1 rRNA gene is annotated in these 523 nt (G+C 48.9%); it reads left to right on the top strand.

Annotation, left to right across the window (positions count from 1 at the left end):
* Window positions 1–523: ribosomal RNA gene (locus QM928_RS10020) — 23S ribosomal RNA — on the top strand; the annotation flags it as partial.

Below are 523 nucleotides of genomic sequence, written 5' to 3'. Positions count from 1 at the left end.
GTGGATGCCTTGGCACTAGGAGCCGAAGAAGGACGTGACAAACGACGATATGCCTTGGGTAGCTGTAAGTAAGCGATGATCCAGGGATTTCCGAATGGGGGAACCCAACAGGTACTACCTGTTACCCATATCTGTTAAGGATATGAGGAGGAAGACGCAGTGAACTGAAACATCTAAGTAGCTGCAGGAAGAGAAAGCAAAAGCGATTGCCTTAGTAGCGGCGAGCGAAACGGCAGAAGGGCAAACCGAAGAGTTTACTCTTCGGGGTTGTAGGACTGCAATGTGGACTCAAAGACTATAGAAGAATGGTTTGGGAAAATCAGCCAAAGAGAGTGATAGCCTCGTATTCAAAATAGTCTTTGTACCTAGCAGTATCCTGAGTACGGCGGGACACGTGAAATCCCGTCGGAATCTGGGAGGACCATCTCCCAACCCTAAATACTCCCTAGTGACCGATAGTGAACCAGTACCGTGAGGGAAAGGTGAAAAGCACCCCGGGAGGGGAGTGAAATAGAACCTGAAA

It is taken from the genome of Streptococcus infantis (assembly GCF_047460405.1).
Taxonomy (GTDB): Bacteria; Bacillota; Bacilli; order Lactobacillales; family Streptococcaceae; genus Streptococcus; species Streptococcus infantis_Q.
Note: the sequence above shows the minus strand (reverse complement) of the source record. Positions and strands in the feature narration are given on the sequence as shown.